General features: G+C 42.5%; 22 protein-coding genes. 8 read left to right on the forward strand and 14 right to left on the reverse strand.

What is annotated here, in order from left to right; translation table 11 throughout:
• Positions 1–123 precede the first annotated feature (123 nt).
• Positions 124–816 carry a hypothetical protein gene (locus NZ848_RS05500; RefSeq protein WP_253534323.1) on the reverse strand — a complete coding sequence of 231 codons (693 nt, stop codon included), beginning with the start codon at positions 814–816 and terminating at the stop codon, positions 124–126.
• Positions 817–901: 85 nt separating this feature from the next.
• Entirely contained in the window at positions 902–1,390 is a 489-nt protein-coding gene (locus tag NZ848_RS05505; RefSeq protein WP_259014680.1) for a DUF4890 domain-containing protein, read from the reverse strand.
• Positions 1,391–1,612: 222 nt separating this feature from the next.
• Here NZ848_RS05505 and NZ848_RS05510 point away from each other — a divergent pair, with 222 nt between their 5' ends.
• Both NZ848_RS05510 and NZ848_RS05515 read left to right on the forward strand, forming a co-directional pair.
• Positions 1,613–2,092, forward strand: coding sequence for a hypothetical protein (locus tag NZ848_RS05510; protein ID WP_259014681.1), 480 nt, complete (start codon positions 1,613–1,615; stop codon positions 2,090–2,092).
• 17 nt (positions 2,093–2,109) lie between these two features.
• Positions 2,110–3,054: a glycerophosphodiester phosphodiesterase gene (locus NZ848_RS05515; RefSeq protein ID WP_259014682.1), complete on the forward strand. Its 945-nt coding sequence runs from the start codon at positions 2,110–2,112 to the stop codon at positions 3,052–3,054.
• Here NZ848_RS05515 and NZ848_RS05520 read toward each other — a convergent pair.
• Positions 3,051–3,794, reverse strand: a complete 744-nt coding sequence (locus NZ848_RS05520; protein WP_253534327.1) for a LytR/AlgR family response regulator transcription factor — start codon at positions 3,792–3,794, stop codon at positions 3,051–3,053. The genes NZ848_RS05515 and NZ848_RS05520 overlap by 4 nt on opposite strands.
• Positions 3,794–4,840, reverse strand: coding sequence for a sensor histidine kinase (locus NZ848_RS05525; RefSeq protein ID WP_259014683.1), 1,047 nt, complete (start codon positions 4,838–4,840; stop codon positions 3,794–3,796). Before NZ848_RS05525 ends, NZ848_RS05520 begins: the two co-directional genes overlap by 1 nt.
• A 556-nt stretch (positions 4,841–5,396) precedes the next feature.
• Between NZ848_RS05525 and NZ848_RS05530 the strand changes: the two genes are divergently transcribed.
• Positions 5,397–6,254 (forward strand): dienelactone hydrolase family protein, encoded by an 858-nt coding sequence (locus NZ848_RS05530; RefSeq protein WP_259014684.1) that lies wholly within the window; start codon positions 5,397–5,399, stop codon positions 6,252–6,254.
• A gap of 9 nt (positions 6,255–6,263) precedes the next feature.
• Here the strand turns inward: NZ848_RS05530 and NZ848_RS05535 are convergent, their stop codons facing one another.
• The 9 genes from NZ848_RS05535 to iolB form a co-directional block, all read right to left on the reverse strand.
• Complete coding sequence (locus NZ848_RS05535) at positions 6,264–7,307, reverse strand: LacI family DNA-binding transcriptional regulator (protein ID WP_259014685.1); 1,044 nt, start codon at positions 7,305–7,307, stop codon at positions 6,264–6,266.
• Positions 7,304–8,203, reverse strand: coding sequence for a myo-inosose-2 dehydratase (iolE, locus tag NZ848_RS05540; RefSeq protein WP_259014686.1), 900 nt, complete (start codon positions 8,201–8,203; stop codon positions 7,304–7,306). Before iolE ends, NZ848_RS05535 begins: the two co-directional genes overlap by 4 nt.
• A gap of 43 nt (positions 8,204–8,246) precedes the next feature.
• Entirely contained in the window at positions 8,247–10,118 is a 1,872-nt protein-coding gene (iolD, locus tag NZ848_RS05545) for a 3D-(3,5/4)-trihydroxycyclohexane-1,2-dione acylhydrolase (decyclizing) (RefSeq protein WP_259014688.1), read from the reverse strand.
• A gap of 61 nt (positions 10,119–10,179) precedes the next feature.
• A complete protein-coding gene (locus NZ848_RS05550; RefSeq protein ID WP_259014689.1) occupies positions 10,180–11,124 on the reverse strand; it encodes a class II fructose-bisphosphate aldolase in 945 nt (314 codons plus the stop codon).
• 59 nt (positions 11,125–11,183) lie between these two features.
• The gene (locus tag NZ848_RS05555; protein ID WP_259014690.1) at positions 11,184–12,794 is read right to left on the reverse strand and encodes a sodium/sugar symporter; all 1,611 of its coding nucleotides are present in this window, start codon (positions 12,792–12,794) and stop codon (positions 11,184–11,186) included.
• A gap of 53 nt (positions 12,795–12,847) precedes the next feature.
• Entirely contained in the window at positions 12,848–13,876 is a 1,029-nt protein-coding gene (iolG, locus tag NZ848_RS05560) for an inositol 2-dehydrogenase (protein ID WP_253534342.1), read from the reverse strand.
• 49 nt (positions 13,877–13,925) lie between these two features.
• On the reverse strand, positions 13,926–15,392 hold the full coding sequence (locus NZ848_RS05565; RefSeq protein ID WP_259014691.1) for a CoA-acylating methylmalonate-semialdehyde dehydrogenase: 1,467 nt from the start codon (positions 15,390–15,392) through the stop codon (positions 13,926–13,928).
• Between the two features lie 27 nt (positions 15,393–15,419).
• Positions 15,420–16,439 (reverse strand): 5-dehydro-2-deoxygluconokinase, encoded by a 1,020-nt coding sequence (iolC, locus tag NZ848_RS05570; protein WP_259014692.1) that lies wholly within the window; start codon positions 16,437–16,439, stop codon positions 15,420–15,422.
• 11 nt (positions 16,440–16,450) lie between these two features.
• Positions 16,451–17,317, reverse strand: coding sequence for a 5-deoxy-glucuronate isomerase (gene iolB, locus NZ848_RS05575; RefSeq protein ID WP_259014693.1), 867 nt, complete (start codon positions 17,315–17,317; stop codon positions 16,451–16,453).
• Positions 17,318–17,820: 503 nt separating this feature from the next.
• On the opposite strand from iolB, the gene NZ848_RS05580 reads away from it, so the two are divergent.
• From NZ848_RS05580 to NZ848_RS05600, 5 genes are all read left to right on the forward strand, one after another.
• On the forward strand, positions 17,821–18,384 hold the full coding sequence (locus tag NZ848_RS05580) for a YceI family protein (protein WP_253534347.1): 564 nt from the start codon (positions 17,821–17,823) through the stop codon (positions 18,382–18,384).
• A gap of 135 nt (positions 18,385–18,519) precedes the next feature.
• A complete protein-coding gene (locus NZ848_RS05585; protein WP_390890863.1) occupies positions 18,520–19,014 on the forward strand; it encodes a DinB family protein in 495 nt (164 codons plus the stop codon).
• Positions 19,015–19,161: 147 nt separating this feature from the next.
• Positions 19,162–20,448 carry an NAD(P)/FAD-dependent oxidoreductase gene (locus tag NZ848_RS05590; protein WP_259014695.1) on the forward strand — a complete coding sequence of 429 codons (1,287 nt, stop codon included), beginning with the start codon at positions 19,162–19,164 and terminating at the stop codon, positions 20,446–20,448.
• Between the two features lie 172 nt (positions 20,449–20,620).
• The gene (locus NZ848_RS05595) at positions 20,621–22,954 is read left to right on the forward strand and encodes a ChbG/HpnK family deacetylase (protein WP_259014696.1); all 2,334 of its coding nucleotides are present in this window, start codon (positions 20,621–20,623) and stop codon (positions 22,952–22,954) included.
• 139 nt (positions 22,955–23,093) lie between these two features.
• A complete protein-coding gene (locus NZ848_RS05600; protein ID WP_259014697.1) occupies positions 23,094–24,743 on the forward strand; it encodes an amidase in 1,650 nt (549 codons plus the stop codon).
• A gap of 1 nt (position 24,744) precedes the next feature.
• Here NZ848_RS05600 and NZ848_RS05605 read toward each other — a convergent pair whose 3' ends face one another.
• A complete protein-coding gene (locus tag NZ848_RS05605) occupies positions 24,745–26,094 on the reverse strand; it encodes a BatD family protein (protein WP_259014699.1) in 1,350 nt (449 codons plus the stop codon).
• Between the last annotated feature and the right edge of the window lie 18 nt (positions 26,095–26,112).

A 26,112-nucleotide genomic window follows, 5' to 3' on the forward strand; every position in this document is an offset into this window, starting at 1 on the left:
AATGCCAAGGTAAAGGCTTTCAGAAGCCAATTCAGAGGTGTGAAAAACATCCCATTCTTTTTATATAGACTTACCCAAATCTATGCTTAGATATAACTACCCCACAGGTTTTAGCCTTGATCCCTATTCTGCTTTTGTAGTTTTTTTAACAAAAATCCACTGATAAATATCTGAGAATAAATCGGGCTGAAAGCCCAGCCCCAGGCTATAATACAGCCCATTGTAGTTGTTTTGAATGTTTCTTGAAACAAGCGCATACCGGTACCCGGCCTGAACTGATATACCCACCCAACGTGTGGCTTTCCATTTGGCATATAAACCAGTCTGAACCGGCATGAAAAAATCTTTCCGGTTCCATATCTGTATCTCCGTAAACAAATTTGTACCTTGATTTTTGGTAGCGCCTATGCCAACTTCAACCGGCATACTTACTCTCCACCGCTTGTTTTCGATAAAGTTTTTCCAGTACATCAGGCTGAAAAAGTATAGGTCTGTTTTGGTGTAGTAGTCGAGATTAACTCTTCTGGAAGCTGTTCGGCGAAAATCCAGCAGGCGTAGATAAGAGTTGAAATTGAGCCAGTAATAACCAACTGTAACCTGATTTCTTTTTTTTCCGAATATAATTCCGGAATTAACACCCCATATATTTACCCGCTGCTGTTTGATAATTGAGTTGCGGGCGTCCCAGTTAAGCGCAAATCCCACACTTTTTCTTGGGGCTTCGGTTGGCTTAACAAGTACCGAATCAGGTAATTCAAGAGTACTTTGGGCAAAAGATTCAGCCATTGGCAACCAGACAGGAATAACAATCATCATGATGCAATTCCTTATAATTCGGCTATTTTTTATGGCAAGGCTGAAGCACATCTATTCACATTACGTACACTTTATATGGCTGTCTTTACTGTCTCGATTTTTTCTTTACATCTTCTTTTTTGTCGATGTAAGCCTTATACTGTTCGGGCGTAAGTATTTTCTCTAACTCTTTGTTCTGTTTTTCGTCAAGTGCAGCCATTTTGGCTTTGGCATCTATTATTTGCTGCGGGGTGGGTTTGGTTTGCCCAAAATCTTTTTTTATCCGCTCATACATATCCTTTCTCTGATAAGCATAGTCTTCATTCAGCGACGATACCAGAACTTCCTGCTCTTCTGTTAATTTCAGCTTTTTTACCATCCATTTGGTTTCTTCTTTGGCCACTTCGTCAGGGTCAAGCGGAGCCTTAGGTTTGGGATTATCAAAATCATTGCCGAATCTGCTAAATCCGCCACCATATCCCGAGTTTCGTCCGTACCCCGGATAATACTGTGCTTCAGCATAAGAAGCAGAGAACAATAAAAAAACAACCAGAAAGAGAGCGAAATTTATGGTTTTTGAAGCGCTAGACATCATAGAATAAGGTTTTAAAGAATACAAAATTAAGAGTTTTTAGTAAAACGCAATCTTTAGCCACCGTATTTTATAACAATTGTCCTTTATAAGCTGGTAGTATGTGCAACCTCAGCAGGCAATTGGTACGTCTATCTTGATGCTACGATTGTTGTGTTTTTTAAAATCCGTACAACCTTATAAGCATAAGGCATGAAATATCCTCTATTTACAACGTTATGTCTTTTGATTTTTTTTTATAAATCTGCCACGGCACAGTTTTCAACCAGAAAAAGCGCATCGAATGCTTTTTATATAGAGGCCCTCGGCATGGGCGGCTATGGGTCAATTAATTATGAGCGTTTACTTTTCAATAAAAAGCAATGGCATGTGGGTGTAAGGCTTGGGGCCGGCACTTACCGCCTCAGAGATTTTGAAACTAATCTGAATCCTGATATCACCATCCCCTTGGCTTTTAATGCCTATTATGGTTATGTGCATCACTTTGAGATAGGTTTGGGCCAGACAATTACAAGTATTGTTAAGGCCAGCCCTGTGAATTTTAAAGTGATGAGAGAGAATTCTGTCAGTTCTAATTTTAATATCGGATACCGCTATCAGAAAAACGCCGGAGGCCTCGTTTTCAGGGTTAACTATAACCCGATAATTTCAAGAGACAGACTTTTCAAAAACTGGTATGGCGTATCTTTTGGTTATGCTTTCTGACACCCAAACTTAAGGTTATGAAGAAAATCTGCACAATGCTGTTCATGCTGAACCTTGTTTCATGTAAGGACGACCACGTTATTTTTGAAATTGACAACCTGAACCGTGACATGATTACGGTTTTAGGCCACGGAGGCATGGGGATTGGGTCTACTTATCCAATGAATACCTTTGAGTCAATAATTAACTGTATAAATCTGGGGAGTGACGGTTCTGAAATAGATGTGCAAATGACAAGCGACGGAGTATTGGTGGCTTTTCATGATTTTGACTTATCGGTAAAGACTAATCTGCAAGGGGTTGTTAATGCCCATACCTGGGAAGAACTCAGGAATGGATACTATAATGAAACGCCGTATATGAGGTATGCACTGGTGTCGCTCGACCAGATTTTTAGTAACATTGAAAACGTAGAAAATTATAAATTTACATTTGACTGCAAGTTGTACAGAGAAACAACAGCCGATGATGCCTATTTTGCCAGGTTTGCTGATGCCATTATTGCCATTGCCGAAAAGTATGGGTTGCAGCGCAGAATTTGTATTGAGTCGAACGATAAGAACTTTCTTGGTATTATACAGCAGAGGGCTGTCCGCTACAAGCTGTTTATTTATCCTGACGATTTTAATGAAGGGCTGGCTATTGCCAAATCAATGGAGTTGTATGGTATAACGGTTTCTACCAATCAGATTTCGGCCGAAGACGTGAAAGTGGCGCATGAGGCAGGTGTAAGAGTAGCGGTGTGGGATGCCCGGAGCGAACAAGAAAACCGGGATGCAGTGCAGAAGAACCCGGATTTTATTCAGACTGACAACGTAAAGTATCTGGTGAATTTGCTCGGCCCGACAATTGACCTGGCACTGGAAAGAAAAGCCGCCAGACAAGACTCATTACTTAACAGAAAAAAACTGACACCGGCAGATACTTCAAGCCAGATTATCAGCATGCAGCCCATTCTTTAGCCTGCTTTTTTTTCTATAAACTCCTTAAAGGCTTTTCGGTAGGTATCACTAATAGGCAGAAAGCTACGGGCAGGGCTGCCTGTCTGGTATAAAACGGGTAGAATCTGCACTTTTTCTTTTTCTATGGCCTCAATGGCATCAAAAGACACAATATATGAATTATGAATACGAATAAACTGGTCGGCCGGTAATTGGCTCTCAAACGATTTCAGCGTTTGAAGCGGTACAATTCGTTTGTCTTTCGTATAAATAATTATATAGTCTTTAAGACCTTCTACATACACAATTTCGCTTAGTTTTATTTTTACCAGTTTGGTTCTGTCTTTAACAAAAATAAACTGCCGGGTAGTGGGTGTATTGTCCGGCACGGTAAGTCTGGCGGTTTGCAGCCGGTTTTCGGCTTTTTCAATTGCCTGCAAAAATCTTTCAAAGGTTACGGGTTTCAGCAAGTAATCCATTACATCAAGCTCATAACCTTCCAGCGCATACTCCGGATACGCCGTCGTGAGTATTATCAACGGTTTTACAGGTAGTACTTTCAAAAGGCTTATGCCGGTCAGCTCCGGCATCTGAATATCAGAAATCAGTAAATCAATGGTATTACCTCTCAAAAAAGCAAGCGCTTCCAGAGGGCTGGCAAAAGACTGCACTAGCTCCAGGTAAGAAATTTTTTGTACATATTGCTCCAGCAAGTGCCGGGCAAGGGGTTCGTCTTCTACTATTATGCACCTAATTGTCATCACAAATCAATCTTTAGCTGAATACTATGCATTTTGTTTTTATTTTCAACACTTAGCTTATGCTTGCCCGGGTAACTCAACTCAAGGCGCCTTCTCAGATTCTGCAGGCCAATGCCAGAACTCTCCTTTATTGTATTAATGGAATGCAGCCTGCTGTTTTCAACGGTATAAATGCAGGTATTCCCTTCAATTTGTAATAATACTTTTACCCATGAGCTCGGGTCGTTGCCGTTTACGCCATGTTTAAAAGCATTTTCAAGGAAAGTAATCAATACCAAAGGTACAATCATAACCTGGCTTGTGTTGCCTTCAACAATAAAATCAATAGGTATCTGCTGGTTTAGCCTGAGTTTTTCAAGGCTGATATAGTTTTCTATATATTCTATTTCTTTGGTGAGCGGCACCTGTGCATGGTTGGAGTCATACAACATATACCGCATCATTTTTGATAATTTAGCTATAACCTCAGTTGTATTAGGCGAATTTGAAAAAGCCAGTGAATAAAGATTATTAAGCGTGTTGAACAAGAAGTGAGGGTTGATCTGTGCTTTTAAAAACCTTAATTCGGTAACCAGTTTTTCATTTTCTACCTCTTTTTTCTGGCCTTCCAGTTTAAACCAGTCTTCCAGAAACTTAAGCATACCAACAAAAATAACTATGAATATGGCGCTGATAAAACTCTTTACAAAAAACTTTGAGCTATTGACTACCTCAATTCTGCGGATGTCGCCGCTATCGGCATAAATTTCTCGTTTAATGTAAATCAGAAAAATATGCAGAAATATAAACGGAATAATAAACTCAATGATATAACGCCAGAAGTTTTTATGTTTCAGAAACCGCGGCAAAAAGTAAAAGTAATTCATATAACTGGCTGCAGCAATAACCGACACATGCGCTATGGCATCGGCCAGCAGGCGCAGATAACTCCCTTGTTCGTCGTCCTGAAAACTGATCTGGTAAAAGAAAAATGAGAAATAAGCACACCAAAAAGCCAGATGGACTATCAGGATTCGATGACGTTGTACAAAAGACTGAAAGGGCATGTTATTTTGCTAAAATTTAAACGAAATAAATGCTTATTCATTAATTATCAAACGCAATTGCCTGCTTTAGCGCATCCTTTTATATAGTTGAGCCACAATAAACGACCTACTGTAAAAAAAACTCGATAAAATTGCTCACTTGTCGACCAAATCTGCCCAATGGTATAATATGTGTTTGAACATACACTTAATGTTATTTTTTTTGTCCCAGAGTTAAGAGTAAATCAACTTTCAAAAAAATTAAATAGTTATTAAAACTTAATTCAGTTGAAACCTGTTTAAGTATTTTTGCGTCTTTATAAGAAATCAGATGGCGTGGGCCAACTGAGTGTGATACTTTTTAATGAGATTTTCCGTGTCTTTTTCTTAAAAACAGGATAAAGATTTTTAATATAAAATTAGGTTAATAAAAAGGCTTGTTGCTTTGCGACAAGCTTCTTTTTTGTAATTTTGATTACAGTGCTATTGACTTTCTTCCACACGTACCGAATCCGATTGTGATTCAGTTTTTACTTCAGATTGACTTTATTCAATTCAAAAATTAAACAAAACTTTTATGAATCAGGAGATTATTAATTTGTTTGATGAATACACCCACAAGCCCCTTAGCCGTGAGGTTTTTATGAAGCGCCTGGCAAAACTGACTGGCAGCACTGCCGCGGCTTTGGCCGTATTGCCATTGCTGGAGGTAAACTATGGACACGCTGCCACCGTGAGTGAAAATGAAGAAGATTTAATAATTGAAAATATTACCTACACCGGCGAAGATGCCACTATGAGGGGTTATATGGCAAAACCTAAAGCAACCAATAGTAAGCTAGGTGCCGTGGTGGTTATTCATGAAAACAGAGGGTTAAATCCGCACATAAAAGATGTGGCCCGGCGTGTAGCCAAAGCCGGTTACCTGGCAATGGCTATTGATGCTTTGTCGCCTTTTGGGGGTACTCCGCCCAACGAAGATGAGGCACGGGCATTGTTTGCAAAATTAGATAATCAGAAAAATATTAGTAATTTTTTAAAAGGGCTGGAGTACCTGCGTGCAAGACCAGAAAGCATCGGGAAAGTTGCTTGTGTAGGTTTTTGCTGGGGTGGCGGATTAGCCAATCAACTGGCTGTGCACGACCCAAAGCTGAATGCCGCGGTTGCCTATTACGGCAGGCAGGCTGATGCCGCCGATGTACCTAAAATTAAAGCCAGACTACAGTTGCATTATGGTGGATTGGATGAAAGAGTGAATGCCGGAATACCTGCCTACGAAACTGCTCTGAAAGCAGCGGGTACCCAATATGAGCTTTACGTATATGAAGGGGCGAATCATGCCTTTAATAATGATACCGCACCTACGCGGTATAGCCCCGAAGCTGCGAAACTTGCCTGGGAACGAACGCTGAGACTATTTAAAGAGACCTTGTAATGAAATGCCTTACAGGGTTTTGAGCGAAGATTCGCGGATAAGTAATTCAGGGGGGAGTATGATTTTTTCAAATCTTGCTTCCCCATCTTTTTCTACGTTTTGTGTATTCAGAAAAAGTTGGGCGGCTTCTCTGCCAATTTCGAAGCTTGGCTGCGAAATAGTGGTGAGCGAAGGCGTAATATAGGCAGAGGAAGGGTCGTTATCAAAACCAACCACGGCGATATCACCGGGAATTTGTAACCCTGCGGAGCGGATAACCGAGATGGCGCCAATAGCCGCACGGTCGTTTACGGCAAAGATGCCGTCAGGCCGATTGGGGTTGTCTAATAGCGTTTTTGTAGGAAAAATGGCCCGGTCTGACAGAAAACCTGCCGTTTGTATCAGGTCTTCATCAATGGGTATGTTATGGTTTTTTAGGGCGTCAAGATAACCGGCAAGTCTTTTCTCTGAAACCGAGGTGCCACTTGGGCCTTTCAGATGGGCAATTCTTTTACAACCCATTTTTATCAGGTGCTCAACTGCAATGTAGGCGCCTTTGTAATCGTCAATCACAACACGGCTCGACTTAAAACCCTCGTAGTCGCGGTCTATAAAAATCAGACTTTTGTTGGCATTTATGATTTTGTCGAAATGCCCGTAAAAGCCCAAGTTATAGGTCTCCTGGCTCACAGACAGAAAAATGGCATCTACCCGGCTTGCCAGCAACTGCTCAACATTCTGGGCTTCAATTTCATGGCTTTCCTGCGATATAAAAATACTGATGCTATATCCCAGCGGTTGTAATACAGACTGAAGCCCCTCAATAACTGAGGCTTCAAGGTTACTATATTTAAGCGAGGGGATAATTACACCTAAGGAGTAGGTCTTTTTGTTGAGAAGGCTTAGCGAAACCTGATTCCGCTGATAATTCATTTTTTTTGCGTATTCCTGAATGGTTTTACGCGTTTCAATATTGATGGCGTCGTGGTCATTCAGCGCCCTCGACACGGTCGAGGGCGAACATTTGAATTTTCTGGCAATATCTTTAATGGTAATTTGAGACTGTCCACTCATATACCGAGGTTCTTTTTTATGTAATTTCTTGCAATCAGGGCATACTCTAAAGGATTGGCCTTGGCAGGGTCTTGTTCAGCCTCTACTATTGCCCAGCCTTTATAGTTATTCTCTTGCAAGATAGAGAATATTGCCGGAAAATTAATACATCCTTCAATATCTCCCGGCACAGTGAACACACCGTTTTTAACAGCCGTCAGAAAACTCCACTTTTCATCATGAACCTGCTGTAATACTTTTGGGCGGATGTCTTTCAGGTGCACGTGGCCTACACGACCAATATACTTCTTCAGTGCTGTAACGGGGTCTTCACCTGCAAAGTAAAAGTGTCCGCAATCATAATTCAGATGCACGTAGTCAGGATTGGTATTTTCAAGAAATTTATCTGTTTCATCAATTGTCTGAATAATAGTACCCATGTGATGATGAAAAGATAGCTTAAAGCCTCTGTCTGATGCTATCTTGCCCAGCTCGTTCATATTTTCGCCGTATTTTTTCCAGTCGGCTGCCGAATGGAGCATGCCTTTACCTTCAAAAACAGGCACATTTTTACCCTGGCAGCTATTGCCTGTTTCTCCACCACCTACAATGGTGCAACCCATTGCTGCTAGAAAATCAAGCAGTTTATTGAATTCAACCACGTTTTCCTGTAACGATCTGGTGGTGAGTTCATAACTGAACCACTGGTTGGCAATCTGCAGATTACGCAGATTCAGCGCTTTTTTAAGCACTTCTGTATCGCGCGGGTATTTATTGCCGACTTCGCAGCCCTCAAAGCCTGCAAGGGCCATTTCGCTGATACACTGTTCAAATGTATTTTCTGCGCCCAACTCAGGCAAATCGTCGTTGGTCCAGTTAATGGGGGCTACTCCTAATTTTATGTTACTGTTACTCATTGCCTTTACAGATTATTACGTTGAGCTGCAACGTTTAATGGTTTTATAAATAAATTTTCTGGGTCTTTTTGTTGGTTTGGTAGGTCTCATACGCCTTTTGAACGCTTTCAGACTCCGACACCTCTGCAATCGGTACTTCCCACCAGGCGTTATAACCTTTCACGGTTCTGTAAAGGCTGGTTTCAATGTATATAACTGTTACCCTGTCTTGCGTTTTTGAATCTGCCAACGCTTTTTCTAAAGAGGCCTTATCGGTTGCTTTAATAACAACTGCACCCAGGCTTTCTGCATTCTTGGCTAAGTCAACCGGAAGAAAATCACCAGCCAACTGGCCAGAGTGTTCATCGCGATAAACATATCTTGTACCGAAGCGCTCGCCACCAATACTTTCAGACAAACCACCAATGCTGGCAAACCCATTATTGTTTAATAATAAAATTGTGAAACGATACCCCTCCTGAATGGCAGTGATAATCTCGTGGTTATTCATCAGATAACCGCCATCGCCGCACAGAACATAAATCTCACGCGAGGTATCGGCCATCTTGGCACCCAAACCGGCGGCAATTTCATAGCCCATAGTTGAGTAACCGTATTCCAGGTGGAAGTTTTTCGGGTCTGTAGCACGCCATAGTTTATGTAAGTCGCCTGGAGCAGAGCCAGAGGCATTAATCATGATGTCGCGGTCTTCCATAAAACTATTCAGAGTGCCTATTACCACTGCCTGATCAATTGGCGGCACAGTACCGTTACCTTCGGCATAAATCTGGGTTACTTCTTCATCCCATGCCTTGTTCATTTGGGCAATGCGCTCTCTGTATGTGGCCTCAACTTCGTAATCACCGAGTAAATCTGCCAGTTCTTCCAATGTTACTTTGGCGTCGCCTACCAAAGGCAAGGCAGCATGCTTGAAAGCATCAAAATCAGAAATATTAATGTTAATAAATTGTACCTCAGGGTTCTGGAAAATAGATTTAGAAGCCGTGGTGAAGTCGCTGTAACGGGTACCTATACCAATTACAACATCGGCTTCATTGGCAATCTCAATGGCATATTTGGTGCCGGTTGCGCCTAAACCTCCTAATGCGTAAGGAGCATCGTAACGCACTGCCCCTTTGCCTGCAAAGGTTTCGCCTACGGGTATGCCTGTTATGGTAGCAAACTGGTGCAAAACTGCATTGGCATCGCTGTAAGTAGCACCACCACCAGCCACTATCACTGGGGCTTTGGCATTTTTAATCAGCTCTGCCGCTTTTTGCAAGGCGGTTTTATCTGGTCTTGGGCGTGCAATGTGCCATATTCGCTTTTTGAACAGTTCTTCCGGATAATCGTAGGCGTGCGTCTGAATATCCTGCGGCATAGAAAGGGTAACCGTGCCCATTTCTGCCTGAGAGGTAAGCACACGCATTACTTCAGGTAATGAGTAAATCAATTGCTCTGGTCTGCTGATTCTGTCCCAGTATTTAGAAACCGGTTTAAAACAATCATTTACCGAAATATCCTGCGTGCTAGTGCTTTCTAATTGTTGTAAAACCGGATTTGGTTCTCGGGTTGCAAAGATATCGCCGGGTAATAAAAGCACCGGCAGACGATTGATGGTTGCTAAAGCTGCGCCCGTAAGCATATTGGTAGCGCCCGGCCCGATAGAACTGGTGCAAACCATAGCGCCCAGGCGGTTTTTGACTTTGGCATAAGCCACAGCGGTATGCACCATCGACTGCTCGTTTCGACACTGATAATACCTGAAATCAGGATTTTGGTGCAAAGCCTGACCTAATCCGGCTACGTTTCCATGTCCGAAAATGCCGAAACAGCCGCCAAAGTAGGGTTGCTCAACGCCGTCTCTTTCTATGTATTGATTCTTTAAGAATTTTATAGTTGCCTGGGCAACGGTTAGTTTAATAGTATTTGCCATGTCTGTAATTAATTAGTGATTGAGTGAATTAGTGATTGAGTGATTATTTTTTATCGCACAATTATCTAATTCCAAAATCTACACCTTTGCCTGTGGTGCCAAAATCGTCAAATTTATTCAGCATGAATTTTACGTATTCTTCCATTAACACTTTACCCGGTGTTGTAGGAGCAAACTGGTCGGGGGTGTCTCTGAAAAACTCTCTTACTACCCTTGTCCATAGCAAACGGGTATCAGTTGCAATGTTAATTTTACAAACGCCCAACGTTATGGCTTTCTGAATTTCGGCCATTGATACACCCTGTGCATCATCTTTCAGGGCGCCACCAGCGTTATTAATACGACGGATTTCATCAGGGTTAACAGAAGAACCACCGTGCAATACCAGCGGAAACTCCGGCAGGCGTCTTTGTATTTCTTCCAGAATATAAAATTGAATGCCTTGTTTGCCTTTAAACTTATAGGCGCCGTGGCTGGTGCCAACCGCAATGGCCAGGCAGTCGCAGTCGGTCGCATTTACAAACCTTTCTACATCGTAAGGGTTGGTGTACGAAGATTTACCGGCTTCAACAATAAGGTCATCTTCAATACCTGCCAATACACCCAACTCTGCTTCTACGCTAATGCCTTTGGCGTGGGCTCTTTCCACCACCGCCTGTGTTCGGGCTACGTTGGTATCAAAATCATCGTGCGAGGCATCTATCATTACAGAAGTGTAGCCTCCGCTGTCAATGGCATCGTAAATATGGTCTTCCACGCCGTGGTCTACGTGCACGGCATACACTACTTTAGGGTATATTCTGGCTGCGGCCTCTATCATGGCCAGCAACATTTTGGGGTGCGCGTAGTCGCGGGCAAAAGGGGTGGTTTGCACAATAAAAGGCGCATTGGCTTTTTCGGCAGCTGCAAAGAGGCCGTGGACTTCTTCCATAAAAAACACGTTTACGGCCGGAATCCCGTATTTGCCATAGCTCTTCCTGAATATCTCTTTGGTTGTCAGAAGCATTGTAATAATATTTAATTGTGGGGCAAACTGTCAATTCGCCTATTGTAAATAGATCAATCTTACCAGAAAGCGGTGTATAAAGCTGTTAAAACACCGCAAATAATAACACTGTAAATGATAAAGCCAACTGTAAAGTCTGGTTTGGGAATACCTACATCCATGCCTTTTGAGTTGTCTTTATTTTTAGACATCAGGCTAAGAATAACCATGATGGCTACGAGTATCAGAAATATGATTCCCATGCGGTCAAGGAACGGGATTTCTTCAAACCAGATTTTAGAAGCCAGCGATAAAGGGATAGTCAGCAAAGCAGCAACCAATGCAGCTGTACCGGTGGTGCGTTTCCAGAATAAACCTAAAAAGAAAATGGCAAAAACGCCCGGAGTTATAAAGCTGGAATACTCCTGCACAAACTGATAGGCCTGGTCTAGTACCCTGAGTTGGGGCGCAATAAGCACGGCTATACCCATGGCTACCCAAACTGCTATGCGGCCCACCCGAACCAGGTGTTTATCTGTGGCATCGGGCTTGATATAAATCTTATAAATATCTAAAGAGAAAATGGTTGAAATACTATTGGCTTTACCGGCCAGTGAAGCCACAATGGCAGCGGTAAGAGCCGCAAAGGCAATGCCTTTTAAGCCGGAAGGTAGCAGGTTCAACAATACAGGGTAGGCGTGGTCTGGTTTTACTACGCCTGCTGCATCGAGCATTTCTTTCTGAAAAACGCCGTTCTGGTACAGCACAAATGCGGCAATACCCGGTATTACTACAATTAACGGAATCAGTAATTTCAGAAAGGCGGCAAAGACAATACCCTGACGGGCCGTTTTTAGGTCGGCTCCTAAGGTACGCTGCACAATGTATTGGTTACAGCCCCAGTAATTGAGGTTGTTAATCCACATGGCACCTATAATTACAGTTAAACCCGGAAGATCTTTATAATAAGGGCTTGATTTGGGCAGAATCATGTGAAAGTGCGAGTCTGCCTGAGTTTTTAAGGTACCAAACGCACTTAAAAGATTGGGTGTGTTGAAATGCTTGGCCACCATATCCATAGCCAGGTAAGTAGTAATTAAACCACCTAGCACCAGCACCACTACCTGAATAACATCTGTATACCCAATTACTTTCATGCCACCAATAGTAATAACAATGGCGAACACTGCCAGTGCAACGATTGACACATTAAAATTAACCCCTGCGGTTACTTCCAACGCCAAAGCACCCAGATAAAGAATTGAGGTAAGGTTTACAAAAACATACAGCAACAACCAGAAAATGGCCATGGTAGTGGCTACCAGCGGATTATATCTCTGGCGCAGAAACTGCGGCATTGTGAATATTTTGTTTTTAAGATACACGGGTAGAAAGAAAACAGCCACTACCAGCAGGGTAGCAGCCGACATCCATTCATAAGAGGAAATGGCGAGGCCAATGGCAAAGCCAGACCCCGACATACCTATAAAGTGTTCTGCAGAAATGTTTGACGCAATCAGCGATGCCCCAATGGCCCAGAACGTGAGCGACCCTTCAGCCAGGAAGTATCCGTTTGCGGTGTTGTTATCAGCGCTTTTTTTACGATACACCCAGTAGCCATAGCCACTTATCAGCACAAAGTAAAAAAAGAAAACCACGTAATCGAGCGTATGCAAGCCGGGAGATTCCATTCGAATAATAGTAAAGGTTTAGGGGTGAATCAGGTGATTGGTGTTCTTCAGAATTAAGCCGTAATGGCGCTTAGTATCTCTTCTATTTTTACGGGTCTGTCTTCCATATAAGATTGCTTGGCAGCCATGGCAATAGCGGTGGCCATCAGGCCATCATGTGCATTAACCGGCACGTTTTCGCCTGCCAAAACGCTAGAAACAAACACATTTATTTCATTTACATAGGCCTCGGCATATCTTTCAAGAAAGAAATTCAACGGCAACGATAAATGACCACCTTTGTCGTTGTAGTATTCGTGGGTATCTGGTGTGTTATTCTTGGTTTGTGTCATACCGCCCGAGCCGAAAACCTCAATACGCTGGTCGTATCCATAAACGGCTTTTCGGCTGTTATCAATAACACCTATTGCCCCATTGGCAAAGGTTAGTGTGGTAATGGCCGTGTCGATATCACCCTCTGCGCCAATGCGTGGGTCTACCAGCACCTTTGCTTTGGCGTAAACCTCGGTCACTTCGCTATTCATTACATAACGGGCCATGTCAAAATCATGAATGGCCATATCAAGAAAAAGTCCGCCCGAAGACTTTACATATTCAATTTGCGGCGGGTTAGGGTCACGGCTGGTTATTTTAAGAATGTGAGGGTCGCCCACCAAACCTTCGTGCACCATTTCTTTTACTTTCAGAAAATTGGCATCAAATCGTCTGTTGAAGCCCAGCATTAACTGAACGTTAGCCAACTCAACGGCTTCTTTTGCTACCAGAATCTGTTCAATGCTCAGGTCAAGCGGTTTTTCACAAAAAATATGCTTGCCGTGTTGTGCTGCCAGTATGGTGTAAGGCACATGGGTAGGGGTAGGTGTACAGATAACCACGGCCTCTACATCCGGATGGGTCAATACATACTCAGGGTTGGTAGATACATTCTCAACGCCATGTCTTCTGGCAAAATCTAACAGACTCTCGGTTATATCGGCAGCAGCAACTACTTCTGCGTTTTTTACCCGGGTGGCAATATTGGCTAAATGGATTTGCCCGATACGACCCAGACCTACGATGCCGATTTTTAAGGTATTCTTCATTCAGTTTTAATAGGTAAGTATATGAATAGTAAAGTTTTATAATATAAAATCAGAATTTACGTGTCCATTCTTTCAGCCATCGTTCAATTACTACCTTGGTTTGGGTAAAGAACTCAACCGAGTGCATACCTTGGCCGTGCAGGTCTCCGAAGAAGCTGTCTTTCCAGCCTGAGAACGGAAACTGCGCCATTGGAGCCGCTACGCCAATATTGATACCGATGTTTCCGGCATCTGCATCATGTCTGAATTTTCTGGCACTGGCGCCACTACTGGTAAAGATACAGGCCGCATTGCCGTAGTTGCCGCTATTAATAAACCGGATAGCCTCGTCTACATCATTGATGTGCATTAATGACATAACAGGGCCAAAAATTTCGGTTTGTGCCACATGGCTGGTCAGCGGTATATCTTCAATAATGGTAGGCAAAATAAAGTTACCGTTTTCATAACCGGCCACTTTTGCATGGCTGCCGTCTACCAACAGGCGGCCACCATCCTGCACACTTTGCTGAATCAGCTGTTCAATACGGTTTTTGCTTTCAGGGGTTATAACTGGACCCATCAGGCTTTTATCATCCAGTCCAAAACCGGTGGTGCGTGCTTTGGCGGCTTCAACCAGACTCTCGGTAATATCTTTGTGGTCTCCGACAGTAATGATGGTCGACGCCGCCAGGCAGCGTTGGCCTGCACAGCCATATACACTGTCGGTAATAATCTGAGTGGTCATTTCAATATCGGCATCAGGCAGTACCAGTACCGGGTTTTTTGCCCCGCCCTGTGCCTGCACTCTTTTGCCATACAAGGCCCCTTGCGAATATACGTAGCGCGCTACATTACTTGAGCCAACAAAGCTGATGGCTCTGATAACCGGATGCTGCAACAGGCCATCTACTACTTCTTTTGTACCATTTACAAGGTTAACCACTCCGTTCGGCAAGTCCAGCTTTTCCATTAGTTCTACAACTTTGGTCATGGTAAGTGGTACTTTCTCAGAAGGTTTAATGATATAAGTATTACCGCAGGCAATGGCATAAGGCAGAAACCAGAAAGGAATCATACCCGGAAAATTAAATGGTGCAATACAGGCACAAACCCCTACCGGCTGGCGAATCATGAATTCGTCTACCCCTCTGGCTATATCTTCCGAGAAACTGCCCTGCATCATAGTTGGTATGCCGCAGGCGTTTTCAACGTTTTCAATAGCACGCTGCATTTCTGCTTTGGCTTCGCCGAAAGTCTTGCCACTTTCTAATACTATAGTTTTTGAGATGTCGTCAATGTTATCTTCAAGCAGGGTTTTCAGCTTGAACAAATATTGCACGCGACGATGCGCCGGAACGTTTCTCCATTCAGGAAAAGCCTTCGCTGCGGCTTCAGCAGCTTGTTGCACATCCTGCACCGAACCTTGCGGTACTAGCGCTATTACCTCCTGGCTGGCAGGGTTTACTACATTCAGTGTGGCATCTGAGCTGCTGTTTACCCACTGTCCGTTTATATAGTTCCTTAATTTTGTCATTATGTTTTAATAGAATTTTTCTGATTATTATAAACCTCCTTTGCTGTCGGCGAAAGCCATCGCTTCTTCAAGTGTTGCCATAAAGTTGGCGCACCCATGTTTGGTTACCATTATGGCCCCGGTGGCGTTGGCCATACGAACTGCTTTGTACAAACTCCAGCCTTGCAGGTAGCCGTACATAAATCCGGCTGCAAAAGAATCTCCTGCCCCCAGCACATTAATTACCTCAACAGGAAAACCTGGTACTTTCACTTCTTCCTTACCAGGTTCAAAAATAGAAGCACCATCGGCTCCTCGTTTTACTATCAGGGTTTTTACCCCTTTGTTCAGAATCTCCTGAATGGCGTTGTCTATATTACCTCTGATTTCAGGCGCTGAAATCTGCTGATGTTTAATTTCTAATTGTTTTGGGTCGGTCATAAACGCAGCCAGTATCTCTTCTTCAGTGCCCAATACATAGTCCATGTAAGGCAGGGCGGCTCTGATGGTTACACCAAAGGCGAGTGGATCAAACCACTGGTCGGCTCTGAAGTCAATATCTAGTGCAGTTACGGCATTGTTCTTTTTTGCCTCTTCAATGGCATAAAACATGGCTGTGCGGCTGGGGTCTTTGCTAAAGGCTGTACCTGAAAACATTACCGAGCGATATTGTGAAATACCGGCCTGCCGGATATGCTCCAGATTAATGTTGATATCGGCACAATTATCACGGTAATAAACCAGCGGGAATCTGTCCGGAGGTTCAATGCCCAGAATAACTGCCGAACTTCGCGGGCCTGTTAAAGTTGGAATGACGGAGGTATCTATACCTTCTTTTTCCAGAAAATGAAGAATAAATTTACCAACCTGGTCATTACCAACGGCTGTCAGAAAACGGGTTTTCAGGCCGAGCCTCTGGCAACCTACTGCAATATTTAAAGGCGAGCCGCCAACAAATGCACCAAACGAATTGATATCAACAAAAGGAGAACCAATATCGTTAGAATACAAATCAATTGACGAACGCCCGATTGTCAGAATATCATATTTTTTAATAGTATCTTGCATGTAGAGCTTGGTTAAACGTTCATGTCGGCGGTTACAAGTGGTAGCCTGGTATCCTGTGTTTTCCAGGTGCCGTAAATCCACTCGTGGTCAGGGTCGTTGGTAGCAGTCAGAACCTGGTCGCTTCCTGCCAGAAAATTAAGGTAATAGGCATGGTAGCCATGACACGCAGCCACCGGATGGTAACCCTTCGGAACCAGAACGGCTTCGTTGTTTTTTGCTCTTACAATTTCATCAAGGCTGCGGTCATAGGTATAAACCTGCTGAATAGCGTACGCCTGTGGCGACTGAAACTTGTAAAAATAAATTTCTTCCAGTTCGGCCTCTATTAATTTGCCGTCTGCATCAATAATCCTTTCGTCATGCTTGTGAGCAGGGAAAGAACTCCAGTTGCCTGAAGGGGTGTACACCTCAACACAAACAATTTTATCGCAGGCAAAACCGGGCTGGATAAGACTGTTTATCTGCCGATTGGCGTTATCGCCTCCGCGAAGCTCAATGGCTGCTTCATGCGGTTGTTTCAGGTAAGGCGGAAAATCTCTTTCACTTGCTACCCATGAGTAAGCAATATCTAATGTTTCGCTGGTAGCAGTAAGTGTGAATTTAGTATGACGGGATAAGTAAAGCGTATGAGCAATACCACTGAAAACATCTTTGCGCCCGTTGGTTATTTCCCAGTTGCCTTTGTCAGATTCAACCCTGAAATTACCGCCAAGCACGACTATGGCCATTTCATGTTCTGTGGTATCAAATTGCCAGGTTTCACCTTTCTGCATCAGGCGGGCACCAAAGTTGAGGTGTTTCCAGCCGGCTTCTTCTGCAGTAAAATTCTGATATACCGGGTTTTGTTGCGGTTTAACTAAAAGGTTGCTGATTTTCATACTCCACACTACAGCTAAGAAAATTATTAAGATTATATTATAAGAACTTGTATAGACAAGTGGCGCTAAATTTAATGTATCTGCCTTGTATAGACAAGCGACTGCACCAGAATAATTGTTACCATTACAAATGCCTGATGCAATAGTATTATATAAAGACTTAATATAAAAATATTTATTTTTGCAAACGTTTCAAATTGTCATGCAAACGTTTTAAATTGTTAAAAATAAAAGCTCCTCTATTGTTGGTATGTGTCAGATTTCTGGTGGCAGGCTTTTAAACATATCTTTAAAGCCATAATCTTCGTATTATTGAAAAATGCCGAGAAAATTTTGGTTTATGTCTACTCATTTTTTTCTGTCACAGATTGCATTACATATTTGTCTGGCCAAGGGCTTGTTTATTGTTATGTTAATTCAGTAAAAATCCCTTGCAGATAAAATAAATGTATATACATTTGTTATAATCAATTCACTATTATTAATTTAATCATTTAAGACTAATGAAAAAAGCAGTTGTTTTGGTACTATGCCTATTTGTTTCAATAGGTTCATTTGCACAAAAGTGGGTAGCAGACAAAGCCCACGCAAAAGTGAACTTTACTGTAACACACTTAATGTTGTCTGAAGTGGATGGCACTTTCAGAAATTTTGATGCCAGCATTACCTCTTCTAAAGAGGATTTTTCTGATGCAGTATTTGAATTGACAATTGACGCCAAAAGCGTAAATACTAATCAGGATAACAGAGATGCACACTTGCAAAAAGCTGATATGTTTGATACTGAAAAGTACCCGACCATTACCTTTAAAAGCACATCTATTAAAAGTGTAGGGGCTAAAAAATACCAATTGGGTGGTAACCTTACTATGAAAGGTGTAACCAAGCCGGTTACCATTGACCTGACTTTAATTGGAACAACCACTAACCGTCAGGGTAAAAAAGTAGTAGGTTTCAAAGCCGCAGGTACCATCAACCGTACTGACTTTGGTGTGGGCGCTATGCCGTCAGCCGTGGTGAGCGAAGAAGTTGAACTAAGAGCCAGTGGCGAATTTGTAGCTAACTGATACCGATAAATTTTAAAAGAGACTTTCTGAATACCGGAAAGTCTCTTTTTTATTACATTTACTTTTAGAATAATAAATCTATTACAAACATCTATAACAATGAAAAAAACATCTTTACTAGTTTCACTACTGACAATGCTTGTCTTTAGTTTCAGCAGTGCCTTTGCACTTGATAAAGACCAGATGCTGAAAGAATGGGAGCGGGCCAAAGCCTATACCAAAGTATATCTGGAAACCATGCCGGAAGACGGATACGACTTTAAGGCTTCTCCGGATATCCGTTCTTTTGCACAACAATTGTTGCACCTGGCCGACGCCAACTATAGTTTTGGCTCTTTGGCCAGTGGCGTAAAAAGCCCGGTAGAAAGAGGCGCCTGCGAAAAAGCAGAAGATAAATCGAAAGCGGCCACTACCAAAATGGTTTTAGACAGCTACGACTTTGTTATCAATGCCCTTAAAGGTATGACAGACGCACAGCTGAAAGAAATGGTAACCTTTGGCAACAGAGGTGAAATGAGCAAAGAACTGGTATTTGCCAAGGCGTTTGAGCACCAGACTCATCATCGCGGACAAACCACCATTTACATCCGTCTGAAAGGTATAAAACCACCAAATGAAATGTTGTTTTAACGATTAGCGAACCCGTTCAGAATCAAGCCTGAACGGGTTTTGTTTTTTTAAGATGCCCGAATAATTCTAAATATTGCTGAACAAAAACGGCTTTCCGGGCGTTCTGTTATTAGAAAAATACAAAACGGCTTCGGCTATTGATATACTATGGAACCTAATATTCCGGATACTTCTCAGAAACGCATCGTAATTGTAGGCGCTGGTTTTGGAGGCCTGGCATTGGCACAGAAACTCGAAAAAAACGATGTTCAAATCGTATTAATTGACAAAAATAATTACCACCAGTTTCAACCTCTCTTTTACCAGGTGGCTATGGCAGGGTTAGAGCCCAGCTCTATATCTTTTCCTCTCCGGAAAATATTCCAGAAGAAAAAAAACATTCATATCCGTATTACAAGCGTAACAAGAGTAGTGCCGTCAGAGCAGAAGATAGAAACAGAACTGGGCGATGTGCATTACGATTACCTGGTTTTGGCAATGGGTGCAGGTACCAATTTTTTTGGTATGCAAAACATGATAAACAATGCCATACCCATGAAATCGGTGTCGGAGGCAATCTACTTAAGAAACCGGGTATTGCAGAATTTTGAAGATGCCTTAACCGCCGAAGACGCCGAAACCCGTGAAGGCCTGATGAACATGGTGGTGGTAGGTGGCGGCCCGACAGGTGTGGAGGTATCCGGGACATTGGCAGAAATGAAAAAAATGATTTTGCCAAAAGATTATCCCGAGCTTGATTTCAACATGATGAAAATCTATCTGTTTGAGTCTTCGCCTCATGTATTAGAAGTGATGTCTGACGAGGCCTCGGTTAAAGGAAAAGAATATCTTGAGCGGTTAGGTGTAATTGTAAGGGCTGGTGAAAGAATTGTAGATTTTGACGGTCAATTTGCTTACACGAGTAACAATGAGAAAATCAGAACCCATAATGTGGTTTGGGCTGCGGGTGTAAAAGGCAATACTATTGAAGGTTTTGCTCCGGAAGTGTATGGAAGAGGCGGGAGAATGAAAGTTAATCAGTTTAACCAGGTAGACGGCTATCAGAATATTTTTGCGGTGGGCGATATTGCTTTAATGAGCGGAGATGAGAAATTTCCGAACGGGCACCCACAGGTAGCGCAACCGGCTATTCAACAAGGTAAACTACTGGCAAAGAATATACTTAACCTGATGAAAGGCGAAGATTTGAAATCATTCAGTTATAAAGACCTAGGTTCAATGGCAACAGTGGGCAGAAACCTGGCTGTGGTAGATTTACCTTTCTGGAAGTTCCAGGGGGCATTTGCCTGGTACGTCTGGATGTTTGTGCATCTGATGTCTATTCTCGGCGTTAAGAACAAAGTGATGGTATTCATTAATTGGGTTTGGAGCTATATTACTTATGATCAGTCGCTGCGATTAATCATCAGGCCTAAAACCAAAGTCAGTAATTAGCGAATCATCAGATATCACAAGGGAGAATGAGAATTCTCTCTTTTTTTATTATAAATTTGCTTTAATCGGAAGGCGCAAAGATGTTAAGGTTTAAGGCATTATGAAAATAAACAGATATTCCATAACTTTCAAACTCATATTCAACGATATAACCTGTCTAAAACTACCTATGATGAGAAAGACGTTTCTACTGCTTTTTTTGAGCGTATTTGCATTCGCTCAAAAAAATACTTCTTTGCCCAGAAGCACCCCTGAAGCTGAAGGGGTTTCAAGCGAGGGCATTATTCAGTTTCTGGAAGCCGCCGGAAAAAGCAAACTTGAGTTTCACAGCTATATGATTCTACGTCATGGGAAAGTGGTGGCTGAGGGCTGGTGGAATCCTTACAGAGCAGACTTAAAACATACCATGTATTCGTGCAGCAAAAGTTTTACAGCCACCGCTGTAGGTTTTGCAGTTGCCGAGAAACGGTTAACGGTTGACGATAAAGTGATTTCCTTCTTCCCGGATGATTTGCCAAAAACAATAAGCCCTAATCTGGCTGAGCTACGCGTAAAAGACCTGCTAAGCATGAGTGCCGGACAAGCCCCAGACCCCACCGGCCCTGTTGCAATCAGCGACAATTGGGTAAAAACTTTTCTCAGTAGTCCTATTGTTAATAAGCCCGGTACTAAGTTTCTGTACAACTCTGTAGCAACTTACATGCTCTCAGCCATTGTACAGAAAGTGACAGGGGAAAAAATAGTAGATTACCTGAAACCCAGGTTGTTTGACCCGCTTGGTATTGAGGGCATTGACTGGGAGGTTGACCCGCACGGAATTAATACCGGTGGTTGGGGATTAAGATTAAAAACTGAAGACATGGCCAAATTCGGCCAGATGTTTCTGCAAAAAGGCAAATGGAAAGGCAAACAGATTTTACCCGCAGCCTGGGTAGAGGAAGCCTCAACCATGAAAATAATGCAAGACCCTGATGCCCCTCAGGCCAAAAAAGATTCAAGCGACTGGCTGCAGGGCTATTGCTACCAGATGTGGCGTTGCCGTAATAATGCTTATCGTGGAGACGGCGCTAATGGTCAGTTTATAATAGTTATGCCTGATCAGGATGCAGTAGTTTTACTAACAGCAGAAGCACCCGATATGCAGTCAGAAATCAACCTGGTCTGGAAATACATTCTTCCGGCATTCAAGCCTGAAAAATTGCCTGCCAATGCCAAAGCGCTTGCATTGTTAAAAGAAAAATCGAAACAACTGGCATTGCCTATTCCTCAAAAGAACGCAGGTTCAGCTTTAGAATCTAAGATTTCAGGCAGAACTTTTGGCGTAATAGCCAAAGACAAATCACTTGCCAGTGTCGAGTTTGAGTTTAAGAACAATATTTGTTATCTAAGTTTAGAAACTGACTCAGTAACTCACCGGATTCCGTTTGGTGCAGGCAAATGGGAGTATAGCGAAACCACCAAATTTGGGCCCTATCTGGTTGCAAGGGCTAAAGCCAATCGTTCTAATATACCTACTTTTAAAGTGGCAGGCAGCTATACCTGGAATGGCGATGATAACCTGGAATTAACCCTGAGATACATTGAAAGCCCTCATACAGAAACCCTGAAATTTTCCTTTAATGGCGACAATGTGGGTATTGAAATAGCCAGTATTTTCGCTAAGATTAATAAAAAAGGTGTTTTAAGAAACACAAGAAACAATGCACCTCAATTGATTGTGCGAGGTGACGACATGGGCTATTCTCATTCTGGCAATGAGGCTTTAATCAAATGCTTTAGAGAAGGAATAGAGACATCAATAGAGGTTATCGCGCCATCGCCCTGGTTCCCGGAGGCGGTAAAATTATTAGACCAAAATAAAGGTATTGACGCAGGTCTGCATTTTGCCATTACCAGCGAATGGGACAATGTAAAGTGGAGACCATTGACAGACGCCCCTAGCTTAAGAGATAAAGACGGCTATTTTTATCCGATGTTATTCCATAATAACAATTACCCGCAACAGGCAGTGATGGACAATGCCTGGAAACTTGCTGATATTGAGAAAGAGCTTCGCGCGCAGATACAGTTAGCGCTGAAATATATTCCTCGGTTAAGCCATATATCAGGCCACATGGGTAGTGTGGCGTTTACGCCTGAGGTAAAAGAAATGGCCAAAAGAGTGGCTAAAGAATATAATCTGGCTTTGGTAGATGCCGATAGTCAGAAAGATTTTGGTATCAGCTACACCGGTTTTGATTTCAGAAATAAAACTACTACCGAACGAATAGATGCATTTATCAGCATGCTTGATAAATTGGAAGAAGGCAAAACCTATGTGTACGTAGAGCATCCTGGTCTGGATAATGATGAACTGAAAGCCATTCACCATATCGGTTATGAAGATGTATCACAGGGCCGGCAGGATGTAACCCATATTTTTACCAGCGAAAAAGTTAAAGAAGCCATTGAACGCAAAGGCATTAAACTGGTAAGCTACAAAGAGGTTATTCAGCCAAAGAAATAACCATACAGGTTGCAACAATAGCCAATGCTGTTTTCAGTGTTGGCTATTGTTTTTTGATTTATCAGTGCTCTTACATTCGTTTTTTCTGAAATTCAATTAAATTGGTATTCAAATCAATCAACAATACTATTTTGTGCCAATGAAAAAACTTCTACTACCAGCGGCCTGTCTGGCGTCGCTTATGCTTGGCGCTTTTATAACAAAACTGACCGATAACCGCCCCATTACGGTTGCGGCAATTAACGAAGCAGAGAAAATTCTGGGTATTGACTTTACTGAAGCAGAGGCTGACTCCATGATTAGTGATTTGAATGATAACCGAAAAGATTTTGAGAGCATCAGAAAAATTCCGTTAAACAACAGTGTAGCGCCGGCTTTATACTTTAATCCTCTGCCGGTGGGTTTTAAATTTGAGAAGAAATATGAACCGTTCAGTGTCTCACAAATTGGCAACGTCAGCTTACCAGCCAATAGAGAAGAACTGGCTTATTATTCGGTAAGAGCATTGGCAGAGTTAATCAGAACAAAGAAAATCTCTTCTGTTGATCTGACAAAGTTCTTTCTCGACAGGCTCAAAAAATATGATGCCCGACTGCATTGTGCCATAACCATAACCGAGGCGCTGGCCTTGAAGCAGGCCCTACAAGCCGATACAGAAATAAAAGCTGGTAAATACCGTGGCTTGCTGCATGGCATACCCTATGGCGCCAAAGATTTATTGGCTGTAAAAGGTTATAAAACAACCTGGGGTTCTGTACCATATAAAGAACAGGTAATCGACCAGGATGCTGAGGTTATTAAGAGATTAGAAAAGGCAGGAGCCATTCTTTGTGCTAAACTTACTTTGGGAGAACTGGCCATGGGTGATGTATGGTTTGGTGGTAAAACCCTTAATCCGTGGGATTTGAACCGGGGTTCAAGCGGCTCCTCTGCCGGGTCGGCATCTTCAGTGGCAGCCGGATTATTGCCATTTGCCATTGGTACTGAAACGCTGGGCTCAATTGTGTCGCCTTCTACCGAATGCGGAACAACCGGGCTAAGACCCACATTCGGAAGAGTACCACGTACTGGTGCCATGGCTTTAAGCTGGAGCATGGATAAACTTGGGCCCATTTGCAGAACTGTGGAAGATTGTGCCATTGTGTTTAATGCCATTCAGGGGCCTGATGGGCAAGACTTTACCTGTATGCTGGCCCCGTTTAATTATGATGGCGCCAAAGGCTTAAAAGGAATAAGGATAGCCTACCTGAAAAGCGACTTTGAGCGAAAATATCCAACCCGAACAATGGATTCGCTTACATTAATAACTCTGAAAAAATTAGGTGCAGAGCTGATACCGATGGAGCTACCCAACCTGCCATCTAACGATATCAGTTTTTTATTGAGTGTTGAAGCCGCCGCCGCCTTTGATGAACTCACCCTTTCAGGCAGAGACGATTTGATGGTAAGGCAGAACAAAAATGCCTGGCCCAATGCTTTTCGCTCTGCTCGTTTTATACCGGCTGTTGAGTACTTACAGGCCAACAGACACAGAACATTGCTTATTCAGGAAATGGAAAATAAACTTAAAGGTATTGATGTGTATCTTTCTCCGTCTTTTGGCAGAAACCTGACATTAACCAACCTGACCGGCCACCCTTGTGTAGTATTACCTAACGGTTTCAGAGCTGAGGGCAGGCCAACCAGTATTACATTTATGGGCAAATTGTTTGGTGAGGCCAAATTACTTCAGGTAGCAAAGGCTTATCAGGATGCCACCAGTTTCCACAAGAAGCACCCGAACTTATAGCCTATTTTCCTGAGCGTTTCCAACTGAACAGGTACAGGCAACCCATTATCATACAGATTATCAGGAAGTTTGAAATGTTCTTGAAAACTTCCTGATAATTGGTTTGCATCAAAGAGGTATCGAGCCTGTCAATGCCAGCAAATATATCTTCCGATTCGCCCGATTCCTTGTCATGAATGGCTTTCCCCAATACCTTTATTTTTATTTTAGACTTAAGGGTGTCATAAGCCTTGTTTTTGGTATTGAAATATATCCAGTAAAAATATTTATCCAGTGCCTGCTGGCCCGAATCTTTAGGTACTACGCGGTACCTGAATTCTTTTTCCTGCAAGGTAAAGTCGCGGTTATGCTCTTCCTTAACATCAGGCGGGTAGAAATCAAAGAAACTATCATTAGCAGGAGACGAAACATTAATAGTCGAGAAATTGCCTCTGCCAACAATCTTAAAACTATAATTGAAGCTTTTGCCAGTGTTTATCTTTCGGGTTTCAATTTCTTCAACCAAATCAAAATTACCTGCTACTACTTTATCTTTCAGTGGGTGGTCGGGCAGGGCAATTACTTTTACTGTAAATGGTTTACTTATAAAGCCTATGCTTTCTTTGTCTTCACTTTTTCTTTTTTGCTGATCCATTTTTAATTCCACCGATGGAATTACCACGGGCTGTGAATTAAGCGGAAAATAAATGGCCTCAAAAAATTTATAAACCAGAAATTTCTTATCGTCAATTGTTCTGTGTTCTTCAACAATATTGGTAATATTGATTCTTTCTTCCAGGCAGTAGGCCGATTTTATTTTCTTGGCAATGGCATCTACCTGTGCATTCAGATTATCAGGGAAACTTATCTGCATGGTATTGGTTTCGGCAATATAAAACGCCAGCGATACCCTGAAACCCTCACTTACATAAACAGTGCTTTTATCGATAGTCAAGGCCAGAAAGGCATTGTCTTTTAAGCTTTCAAAACTGATAACCTCTTTATTTTCTTCCTCATCTTCATCCGGCGCCGCTACTGTAATCATCACAGGTTCAGACTCATAAATTTTCCCATTAACAGTCAGTTCAAAGGAAGATACGCGGTAAGAACCCTCTTTAATGGGCGTATAATTTTGCGTAATGGTATGCTGCTGTCCTTTGGCGTGGGTTATTTTTCTGTCAGTTTTGGTAAAACCCGGTATATCCGGAAAATTGCTTACCACAGATTTGTCGCTTCCTTTAATGATTACATTCACAACCAGGGGTTCGTCAATCATCAGATTCTTCTTCCCGAATTCTATCTTAACATCGTCTTGCGCTGAAGCGAAAAAGCTGATGGGAAAAAAGAAAAGAGTTGAAAGAAATATGTACATTCGTTGCTTCATTTTACA

The sequence above is a fragment of the Emticicia fluvialis genome, assembly GCF_024793945.1.
Taxonomy (GTDB): Bacteria; Bacteroidota; Bacteroidia; order Cytophagales; family Spirosomataceae; genus Emticicia; species Emticicia fluvialis.